9 protein-coding genes are annotated in these 10,403 nt (G+C 61.1%); 5 read left to right on the top strand and 4 right to left on the bottom strand.

Features of this window, described 5'->3' with window-relative positions:
• Positions 1-97: 97 nt before the first annotated feature.
• The gene (locus ODQ19_RS17365) at positions 98-1,039 is read right to left on the bottom strand and encodes an iron-sulfur-binding ferredoxin reductase (RefSeq protein WP_330210723.1); all 942 of its coding nucleotides are present in this window, start codon (positions 1,037-1,039) and stop codon (positions 98-100) included.
• A gap of 332 nt (positions 1,040-1,371) precedes the next feature.
• Here ODQ19_RS17365 and ODQ19_RS17360 point away from each other — a divergent pair, with 332 nt between their 5' ends.
• The 4 genes from ODQ19_RS17360 to ODQ19_RS17345 all read left to right on the top strand — a co-directional run bounded on the left by ODQ19_RS17360 (position 1,372) and on the right by ODQ19_RS17345 (position 7,742).
• A complete protein-coding gene (locus ODQ19_RS17360) occupies positions 1,372-2,895 on the top strand; it encodes a fumarate hydratase (protein ID WP_003193907.1) in 1,524 nt (507 codons plus the stop codon).
• A 162-nt stretch (positions 2,896-3,057) separates the two neighbouring features.
• On the top strand, positions 3,058-4,824 hold the full coding sequence (locus ODQ19_RS17355; RefSeq protein ID WP_330210722.1) for an ATP-binding protein: 1,767 nt from the start codon (positions 3,058-3,060) through the stop codon (positions 4,822-4,824).
• Positions 4,818-6,143 carry a sigma-54-dependent transcriptional regulator gene (locus tag ODQ19_RS17350; RefSeq protein ID WP_330210721.1) on the top strand — a complete coding sequence of 442 codons (1,326 nt, stop codon included), beginning with the start codon at positions 4,818-4,820 and terminating at the stop codon, positions 6,141-6,143. Before ODQ19_RS17355 ends, ODQ19_RS17350 begins: the two co-directional genes overlap by 7 nt.
• Before the next feature lie 279 nt (positions 6,144-6,422).
• On the top strand, positions 6,423-7,742 hold the full coding sequence (locus ODQ19_RS17345) for an MFS transporter (protein WP_330210720.1): 1,320 nt from the start codon (positions 6,423-6,425) through the stop codon (positions 7,740-7,742).
• A gap of 139 nt (positions 7,743-7,881) precedes the next feature.
• Here the strand turns inward: ODQ19_RS17345 and ODQ19_RS17340 are convergent, their stop codons facing one another.
• On the bottom strand, positions 7,882-8,637 hold the full coding sequence (locus ODQ19_RS17340) for a COG4705 family protein (protein WP_330210719.1): 756 nt from the start codon (positions 8,635-8,637) through the stop codon (positions 7,882-7,884).
• 176 nt (positions 8,638-8,813) lie between these two features.
• Here ODQ19_RS17340 and ODQ19_RS17335 point away from each other — a divergent pair, with 176 nt between their 5' ends.
• On the top strand, positions 8,814-9,446 hold the full coding sequence (locus ODQ19_RS17335; RefSeq protein ID WP_014719748.1) for a flavin reductase family protein: 633 nt from the start codon (positions 8,814-8,816) through the stop codon (positions 9,444-9,446).
• A 131-nt stretch (positions 9,447-9,577) separates the two neighbouring features.
• On the opposite strand, the gene ODQ19_RS17330 is transcribed toward ODQ19_RS17335, so the two are convergent.
• Both ODQ19_RS17330 and ODQ19_RS17325 read right to left on the bottom strand, forming a co-directional pair.
• Positions 9,578-9,817 (bottom strand): hypothetical protein, encoded by a 240-nt coding sequence (locus ODQ19_RS17330; RefSeq protein ID WP_116666452.1) that lies wholly within the window; start codon positions 9,815-9,817, stop codon positions 9,578-9,580.
• 41 nt (positions 9,818-9,858) lie between these two features.
• Positions 9,859-10,200: an antibiotic biosynthesis monooxygenase family protein gene (locus tag ODQ19_RS17325; protein ID WP_116666453.1), complete on the bottom strand. Its 342-nt coding sequence runs from the start codon at positions 10,198-10,200 to the stop codon at positions 9,859-9,861.
• Positions 10,201-10,403 lie beyond the last annotated feature (203 nt).

The following is a 10,403-nucleotide window of genomic DNA, read 5'->3' as shown; positions in this document are numbered from 1 at the left end:
ATAGTCAGACAACTGGGTCTACTGTGGGAGCTGGCTTGCCTGCGATGGCGTCATCGGCTCCGGACGATAAGCTCCGATACCGACTTGAGCAGGCTTTTCATAACGTAAAAGGGCGAGCCAGGAACACATCCGCCAGCAATTGATTACGCGGCAGGCCCGCCAGGAACAAGCGCTTGGAAAAGGCCTCGACGCTTGCAGGATGCCCGCAAAGCAAGGCCTGGGTGTGCCGGGAAACAAGCCGCAGTTGCGCCAATGCCGGCTGCAACTGCGCCGCGGTCCATAGCTCCACGGTGAGGTGCCCATGCTGCGCGGCAAGGGCTGCCAGGGGTTCAGCCAGATAATGAGCCTCGGCCTCATGGGCCAGGTGAATCACGCGAATGTCGCCCTGATGATCCTGGCGCAGTGCCTCGCGCAACACGCCCCACAAGGGGCCCAGGCCAGTACCGGAGGCCAGCAGCCACAAGGGTCGCGATTGCCAGTCAGGATCATAGTGCAGCGCTCCACCCCGCAGTTCGCCCAGGCGTAGAGGCTCACCGACCTTCAACTGTCGCGCGGCATCGCTGAAGGCACCGGGTTGACGGCAGTCGATATGGAACTCCAGGTACGGCTCCTCCTGGGGCAAACTCGCCAGGGAATAAGGGCGTGCCACCTGCCCCGCCCACAACACCAAATGCTGCCCGGCCCTGTACCGCAGGGCACGTTCTGGTTGCAGGCGCAGGCGCAGTACCGTCGAACTCAGCCAATCGGCGCCCACCACCTGGGCGGGCAGGCCATCGCGCTGAGGATCAAACGCTTCGACCTTCAGGTCCACACTGACCCGGCACTGGCACGCCAGGCGCCAACCTTGCTGGCGCTGCGTCGGGCTCAGGGCTTCGGGCTGCTGGTCGTCAACCTCACCCTCGCAACGCACCAGGCACGCATGGCAACTGCCGGCCCGGCAACTGAAGGGCACGGCCACACCGGCCTGATTCAAGGCATCCAGCAGGTTGCTGCCGGGGGTGACCGACCAATGGCGTTCGCCGACGTACAGTTCAGGCATATAAGGGCTCAATCATTGCAAAGGGCTAATCCATAATGCGGGTCGCGTTTGGTGGGAGCGGGCTTGCTCGCGAAGGCAGAGTATCAGCAACCACCTACGTCGAAGGGTACACCGCCTTCGCGAGCAAGCCCGCTCCCACATTGGCCTGTGTTCACACTCCTCAGACTTTGACCATAGTCGGGTGTATCGGCCACCGTGCCGGGTTATACTGCCGCGCCTTTTTAGCGTCGCGCCTGCACCATTCTGGCGTGCCTTGGAAAGATGGCTTCAGCCGACCGATGCAACACTGACGCCATCTTTATTGAATGTTCCCTTATAGAGGAGCGCGACTCATGACCGTGATCAAGCAAGACGACCTGATTCAGAGCGTTGCCGATGCCCTGCAATTCATTTCCTACTACCACCCCGTTGACTTCATCCAGGCCATGCACGAAGCCTACCTGCGCGAAGAATCGCCGGCAGCCCGTGATTCCATCGCCCAGATCCTGATCAACTCGCGCATGTGTGCCACCGGCCACCGCCCGATCTGCCAGGACACCGGTATTGTCACCGTGTTCGTGCGCGTGGGTATGGACGTGCGTTGGGACGGCGCCACCATGGGCCTGGACGACATGATCAACGAAGGCGTGCGTCGCGCCTACAACCTGCCAGAAAACGTCCTGCGCGCCTCGATCCTCGCCGACCCGGCAGGTGCGCGCAAGAACACCAAGGACAACACCCCTGCGGTCATCCACTACTCCATCGTCCCGGGTAACACCGTGGAAGTGGACGTGGCGGCCAAGGGTGGCGGCTCCGAGAACAAGTCGAAAATGGCCATGCTCAACCCGTCCGACTCGATCGTCGACTGGGTGCTCAAGACCGTTCCGACCATGGGTGCCGGCTGGTGCCCTCCAGGTATGCTCGGCATCGGCATCGGCGGCACTGCCGAGAAAGCCGCGGTGATGGCCAAGGAAGTGTTGATGGAGTCCATCGACATCCACGAGCTGAAAAAGCGCGGCCCGCAGAACCGTATCGAAGAAATGCGCCTGGAGCTGTTCGAGAAGGTCAACCAACTGGGCATCGGCGCCCAGGGCCTGGGTGGCCTGACCACCGTGCTCGACGTGAAGATCATGGACTACCCGACCCACGCCGCGTCCCTGCCGGTGTGCATGATCCCCAACTGCGCCGCCACCCGTCACGCGCACTTCGTGCTCGACGGTTCGGGCCCGGCGTCGCTGGAAGCGCCACCCTTGGACGCCTACCCGGAAATCGTCTGGGAAGCCGGCCCATCGGCCCGCCGCGTCAACCTCGACACCCTGACCCCGGAAGAAGTGCAGAGCTGGAAGCCGGGCGAAACCGTCCTGCTCAACGGCAAGATGCTCACCGGTCGCGACGCGGCGCACAAGCGCATGGTCGAGATGCTGAACAAGGGCGAAACCTTGCCGGTGGACCTCAAGGGCCGCTTTATCTATTACGTCGGCCCGGTTGATCCGGTGCGCGAAGAAGTGGTTGGCCCGGCAGGCCCGACCACCGCGACGCGGATGGACAAGTTCACCCGTCAGATCCTCGAGCAAACCGGCCTGCTGGGCATGATCGGCAAATCCGAGCGCGGCCCGACCGCCATCGAAGCGATCAAGGACCACAAGGCCGTGTACCTGATGGCCGTGGGCGGCGCAGCTTATCTGGTGGCCCAAGCCATCAAGAAGTCGCGCGTGGTTGCCTTCGCCGAGCTGGGTATGGAAGCCATCTACGAGTTCGACGTGAAAGACATGCCGGTCACCGTTGCAGTGGACAGCAAAGGTGAGTCCGTCCACATCACCGGTCCTGCCATCTGGCAGAAAAAGATCAGTGACAGCCTGGCGGTAGAAGTGCAGTAAGCACCTCTTCCAAAAGAATAAAGGCGACTGCGGCCCCATGGCCCAGTCGCCTTTTTTCTGCCTGAAGCAAGGGGGGCTAGCTCCCACACAAGCTCCTTGGTCACAAGATATGAGCTGCCCATGCTATGGTGCTCGCCCCTTACCGTGCCTGTTCATCATCGTATGATCGTGATCCCTCGCCCCCTGCGTCTGACCTTCTATTCTCTGTTGATCATCGCCGGTGCGGTGCTGGCCGCCGCCTTGGCCACGCGCCATGCCGAACGCCAGGCCCTGGTGGACGACGCCGCCCGTGCCAATCAGCAACTCGCGCTGTATGCCAACTCGCTGCACACCCTGATCGAACGCTACCGTGCCCTGCCCGCTGTGCTGGCGCTGGATTCGGAGATGATCAGCGCCTTGAAGGGCCCGCTGGACGCCGCTACGCAAGACCGGCTCAACCGCAAGCTGGAGCGCATCAACGGCGCTGCGCAGTCTTCGACCCTGGAACTGATGGACCGCTCCGGCCTGGCCGTGGCCGCCAGCAACTGGAACCTGCCCAGCAGTTATGTCGGCCACAACTACGCGTTCAGGCCGTATTTCAGCCAGACCTTGAGCCAGGGCACCGGGCGCTTTTATGCGGTGGGCGTTACCACGGGTATTCCGGGCTACTTTCTTTCCAGCGCGGTCGTGGATGAGCACGAGCAGTTCCTCGGCGCCATGGTGGTCAAGCTGGAGTTCCCCGAGCTGGAGCGCGAGTGGGCCCAGGGCAATGACCTGCTGTTGGTCAGCGATGCGCGGGGCATCGTGTTTATCGCCAACCAGCCGGGCTGGCGTTATCGCAACCTGCGGCCGTTGTCCGAAAATGACCTGGCTGAACTCAAAGCCACCCGCCAATACGACAAGAAGCAACTGCAGCCACTGGACACCCAGCCCCTGCAACGCTTTGACGAAAACAGCCACTTGATTCGCGTCAGCGGCCCCGACGGTAACGCCAATTACATCTGGGAGTCGCTGCCGCTCAAGCGCGAAGGCTGGACCCTGCACCTGTTGCGCAAACCCCAGTTCGCCTTTGAAGACCAACGTAACGCGGGCCTTGCCGCTGCGGGTTCGTGGCTGGCATTGGTGTTCCTGGTGCTGTTCCTCAGCCAGCGCTGGCGCCTGGCGCGCTTGCGCCAGCGCAGCCGTGAAGAGCTGGAACAATTGGTCGAAGAACGCACCCAGGCGCTGCGCACCGCCCAGGATGGCCTGGTGCAGTCGGCCAAGCTGGCGGCATTGGGGCAGATGTCGGCCGCCCTCGCCCATGAAATCAACCAGCCGCTGACCGCCCAGCGCATGCAACTGGCGACGCTGCGGCTGCTGCTCGACCATGGTCGCGTGGACGATGCCTACAAGGCTCTCACGCCATTGGATGACATGCTCACGCGCATGGCCGCGCTCACCGGCCACCTGAAGACGTTCGCGCGCAAGAGCCCCAGTGGCCTGCGCGAAAAGCTGGACCTGGCGACGGTGGTCGACCAATCCTTGCACCTGCTCGACGCGCGCCTGCGTGACGAAGCCATCGGTGTGGTGCTGGACCTCACCCGCCCGGCCTGGGTACGTGGCGACGCGATCCGCCTGGAACAGGTGCTGATCAACCTGTTGCGCAACGCCCTCGACGCCATGGCCGACAAACCGCGCAAGCGCCTGGAAATCCGCCTGCACGCCGATCAGCAGCTGTGGCAGTTGAGCGTCTGCGACAGCGGCGGCGGGATTGCCGAAGAACATTTGAGCAGCGTGTTCGACCCGTTTTTCACCACCAAACCGGTGGGCGACGGACTCGGCTTGGGGCTCGCGGTGTCCTACGCTATCGTGCATGAACTGGGCGGACGCCTGAGTGCCGCTAACCGTGGCGATGGCGCGACTTTCACCTTGACCCTGCCTATCGCCCTGGAGACGCCAGACCTATGTTGAACGCGGTGATTGTGGTCGATGACGAAGCCAGTATTCGCACGGCCGTCGAGCAATGGCTGAGCCTGTCGGGGTTTGAAGTGCAGTTGTTCAGCCGCGCCGAAGAGTGCCTGGCGCAATTGCCCAAGGACTTTGCCGGAGTGATTCTGAGCGACGTGCGCATGCCGGGGCTCAGCGGCCTTGAGCTGTTGGCCGAGGTGCAGCGCCGCGATGCCGATTTGCCGGTGATTTTGCTCACCGGCCATGGCGACGTGCCTATGGCCGTCGAAGCCATGCGCGACGGGGCCTACGACTTCCTGGAAAAACCCTTCAGCCCCGACGCCTTGCTCAACAGCCTGCGCCGGGCGTTAGACAAGCGTGGCCTGATCCTGGAAAACCGCCGCCTGCATCAACAGGCCGATCATCGCGCGCAGTTGGAGTCCAGCCTGCTGGGCGTGTCCAAGAGCCTGCAAAGCTTGCGCCGCCAAGTGCTGGACCTGGCGAGTTTGCCGGTCAATGTGCTGATTCGTGGCGAGACCGGCAGCGGCAAGGAGTTGGTCGCCCGCTGCCTGCATGACTTCGGCCCACGCGCCAAGAAGCCCTTCGTAGCCCTTAACTGCGCGGCGATCCCCGAGCAGTTGTTCGAAGCCGAGCTGTTCGGGCACGAAAGCGGCGCTTTCACCGGTGCCCAGGGCAAACGTATCGGCAAGCTGGAATATGCCCACGGCGGCACCTTGTTCCTGGATGAAATCGAAAGCATGCCCCTGGCCCAGCAAGTGAAATTGCTGCGAGTGTTGCAGGAACAGAAGCTGGAGCGGCTGGGCTCCAACCAGAGTATCCATGTGGACCTGCGCATCATCGCCGCCACCAAGCCCGACCTGCTGGAAGAAGCCCGTGCCGGGCGCTTTCGCGAAGACCTGGCCTATCGGCTCAACGTCGCGCAACTGCGCCTGCCGCCATTGCGTGAACGTCGCGAAGATATTCCGCTGCTGTACGAGCATTTTGCGCAAAGCGCCGCCGAGCGTTTGGGCCGCCAGGTCGAGCCCTTGAGTGGGCCACAGCTGGGGCGCCTGCTCAGCCATGACTGGCCGGGCAATGTGCGCGAGCTGGCCAACGTCGCCGAGCGCCAGGTGTTGGGGCTGGACGAGCCGGAACCGCAAGGGATCGAAGCCGGGCAGTCGTTGGCGGCGCAGCAGGAGGCGTTCGAGGCACACTGCCTGAAGGCCGCGTTGACGCGGCACAAGGGTGATATCAAGGCGGTGCTGGCCGAGCTGCAACTGCCGCGTCGTACCTTCAATGAGAAGATGCAGCGGCATGGGTTGGTGAGGGAGATGTTTCTCTGATCCCGCTTCTGTATTGATTGTAAGGACGTCTTCGCGAGCAAGCCCGCTCCCACATTTGAAATGAATTCCAACCTGTGGGAGCGGGCTTGCTCGCGAAGAGGCCAGTAGCTATAAGCGGATTTCCGCTCATCACCTAAAAACCATCAGCGACTTTCCGCTCAAAAAAAACCCATAACCCTTCTATTCCGGGCCTTCCTCTACCTGGCACAGCTCCTGCTATAGCCCGAACAGGCTGCGCACGCGCCGCTCCATAAAAACAACTAGATGAAGGATCCTTCAATGGATAACTCCAACACCGTGCCTCTGGGATCGACGACCGCAAAAGCGCAGGAGCGCACCACCTCCAGCCGCATCAAGTCGATCTTCAGCGGATCGGTCGGCAATATGGTCGAATGGTACGACTGGTACGTCTACGCCGCCTTCTCGCTGTACTTCGCCAAAGCCTTCTTCCCCAAAGGCGACACCACTGCCCAACTGCTCAACACCGCCGCGATCTTCGCCGTGGGCTTCCTGATGCGCCCGATCGGTGGCTGGCTGATGGGCCTGTACGCCGACAAAGTCGGGCGTAAAAAAGCCTTGATGGCCTCGGTGTACCTGATGTGCTTCGGCTCGCTGCTGATTGCCCTGAGCCCCGGCTATGAAATCATTGGTATCGGTGCGCCGATCCTGCTGGTGTTTGCCCGTCTGCTGCAGGGCCTGTCGGTCGGCGGCGAATACGGTACCTCTGCCACTTACCTCAGTGAGATGGCTACCAAGGAACGTCGCGGTTTCTACTCCAGCTTCCAGTACGTGACCCTGATTTCCGGCCAGCTCATCGCCCTGGCGGTGCTGATCGTGCTGCAACAGGTGCTCACCACCGAGCAGTTGTACGCCTGGGGCTGGCGCATCCCGTTCGCCATCGGCGCCCTGTGCGCAGTGGTCGCGCTGTACCTGCGTCGCGGCATGGAAGAAACCGAGTCGTTCACCAAGAAAGAAAAAGCCAAGGAAAGCGCAATGCGCACCTTGATGCGCCACCCCAAGGAACTGATGACCGTGGTCGGCCTGACCATGGGCGGCACCCTGGCGTTCTACACCTACACCACCTACATGCAGAAATACCTGGTGAACACCGTCGGCATGAGCATCTCCGACTCCACCACCATCTCGGCGGCGACGCTGTTTCTGTTCATGTGCCTGCAACCGATCATCGGCGGGCTGTCGGATAAAGTCGGCCGCCGCCCGATCCTGATCGCCTTCGGCGTGCTTGGCACCCTGTTCACCGTGCCAATCCTCACCACCCTTCACACCATCCAAAGCTGGTGGGGCGCGTTCTTCCTGATCATGGCGGCGCTGATCATCGTCAGCGGCTACACCTCGATCAACGCCGTGGTGAAGGCCGAGCTGTTCCCCACCGAAATCCGCGCACTGGGCGTGGGCCTGCCATATGCCCTGACCGTGTCGATCTTCGGCGGTACCGCTGAATACATCGCGCTGTGGTTCAAGAGCATCGGTATGGAAACTGGCTACTACTGGTACGTGACCGCGTGTATCGCCGTGTCGTTGATGGTCTACGTGACCATGAAAGACACGCGTAAACACTCGCGAATCACCACCGACTAAAAAATGTGGGAGCGGGCTTGCTGTGGCGAGCAAGCTTGCTTGCGCTGGGGTGCGAAGCGCCCCCAAAAAGCTGGCTCCAGCTACGCTGTCGAACGGGAGCAAGCTCCCTCGCCACAGCAAGCCCGCTCCCACATTAGCCTTAGGACAACTCTGCGGCCTCATTGCGCCCATAACGCCGTTGTGCATACGACGCGCCGACAATCATCACCAGCAGCACCGCTGCCAACACCGCCGATGAACCAATGGTGCCAAAATCCAAGCCGCCCTTTTCATGGGGTTTGGTCAGGAAATCCCCCAAGGTCGCGCCAAACGGCCGAGTCAGCACAAATGCCACCCAGAACAACAGCACCGACGATATGCGGGTGAAGTATTTGAGCGCCACCACCGCGGCGATGGTCGAGCCGATCAACAATGCGCCACCGGCGAAGCCCAGTCCCGAATCGTCCGCGAGGAAATCGCCCAATGCGGTGCCCAAGGTGTTGGAGAACAGGATCGCCATCCAGTAAAACAGCTCCCCTCGGAAGGTCTGCACCTTGTTCACGTTCAGCGAGTCACCACTGAGGTGCCACAATGCAAAGATGATCATCAGGATCACGATCAGGATCATCGACCCGGTGGCGTAGCCCAGCCCCAGAGTGCGGTCCATGAAGTCGGACATCGTGGTACCCGCCGTGCTGGTGGACAAAATCACGATCCAGTACAGCACCGGGTTGTAGGTTTTCGACCAGAGTTGTGTCACCAAGGTAACCAGGAACACGCTGATCAGGATCATCGAGCTGATGGCGTAGCCAACGTTCAAAGTCATCGACAGCAAGTCCCCGGCGGTTTCGCCCAAGGTGGTTGCGCAGATTTTCATGACCCAGAACGCCAGGGTGATCTGAGGAAGTTTGTTCATGTGTTAGAAGGCTCCAAGGCTCAGTCTTATAGGGGTATTGACCTTGGGCGCAGACTGAAGGGGAAGCTGTGAAAAATAGGTGGCCGATGTATGAAAAATCTATAGGCTCGATGGAAATTTGCCGCCATGAATTGCACTATGACGACCTCCCAAACCGCGTAGCAGGAACCCCGGCCATGCCTGACGACATCCACTTTTACGAACCCGCCAACGGCCACGGCCTGCCCCATGACCCGTTCAATGCCATCGTCGGCCCACGCCCGATTGGCTGGATCTCCTCGCACGACCGCGAAGGCCGCCTGAACCTGGCGCCCTACAGCTTCTTCAATGCGTTCAACTACATTCCGCCGATCATTGGGTTTTCCAGTGTCGGGCGTAAAGACAGCCTGAATAACATCGAACAGACCGGCGAATTCGTCTGGAACCTGGCCACCCGCCCGCTGGCCGAGCAGATGAACCAGAGCTGCGCGGCGGTATCGCCCGAGGTGAATGAATTCGAACTCTCCGGCCTGACGCCGGTGGCTTCGAAAATCGTTGGCGTACCACGGGTGGGCGAGAGCCCGGTGTCGTTCGAATGTAAGGTGACGCAGATCATCCAACTGCAACGTGCCGATCAACAGTTGGTGCCAAGCTGGCTGGTGCTGGGCGAGGTGGTTGCGGTGCACATCGCCAAATGGTTGCTCAAGGACGGGATCTACGACACCGCTGCCGCCGAGCCGATTTTGCGTGGGGGTGGCCCGGCGGATTATTTCCAGTTGGGGCCCGAAGCGCTGTTCAAGATGTACCGCCCAGGTGCCACCAAACCCTGACTGTAATGCAATCAAAACTGTGGGAGCTGGCTTGCCTGCGATAGCGGTGGGTCAGTTAACTCAGGAGTGGCTGATACACCGCTATCGCAGGCAAGCCAGCTCCCACATTGGTTAGGTGTGCTGCCTCAGCGTTAAGCAATTGCCCAGGTCAGTTGCCCTTCTGCATCCACATCGACCAGCCGCTCAAGTTGCAACGTCGCCGCATCATCGGCATCGGACGCAGTCTTGAACGTCTGCCCATCAAGGATCTTATGAAACCTGGGTGCGCCCATGCCATCCAGTGCCTTGACAGCGACGGCGGCGCTGTAGCCACCTTCGCCCGGTACTACGGCGGAAACGGCTTCGTGGTGGGCAAATTGTTTACGTGCCATGTTGCAGGTCCTGGCCAATGGAAAGTCGGCCATTCTAACCGTTAACCGGCCAGTTGCAGGTACTCGCCGTAGGCCTGTGTGGCCGATGCGTCGGTGAAGGTCTGGAAGTCCATGCTGCGCACGACCATGTCGTTCAGAAGCTCAGTGAAGATCATCAGGGCCGCAGAGTTGAAGTAGGCGCTCATGGCCTGCTCGCTGCTCCAGAACCCGGACACCAGCCAGACATCGGGATCGACCTGGGAGTGCTGCAACGAGAATTGCAGGCAACCCTGGGCCTGGCGACCCGGTTCAATCAAACTGCTCAAGCGTGCACCGAGTTCGGTGCTGCACCCGCTACGGGCACGGATAAAGGCCATATGGCTCGCGGGAATGGGGGTGGACATGTTCGACTCTCCCGTTGAGAAGTGATGCTCGGCAAGCACAATGAGAACGTGTTGCCACAGGATCAAAGATAACGGCGCGGAGGTGGGCGCGGTTAGTCAATTCCTGCAGGCTTATTGCACAATCCTGCGAGAAGCGTAGGGAAGACGTTCGGCCCCAGGATTTATTCCAGGCCCAGGCCTCATGTTTCAGGCAGATGACAGTC

It is taken from the genome of Pseudomonas sp. AM4(2022), assembly GCF_036346515.1.
GTDB lineage: Bacteria > Pseudomonadota > Gammaproteobacteria > Pseudomonadales > Pseudomonadaceae > Aquipseudomonas > Aquipseudomonas paracarnis.
Note: the sequence above shows the minus strand (reverse complement) of the source record. Positions and strands in the feature narration are given on the sequence as shown.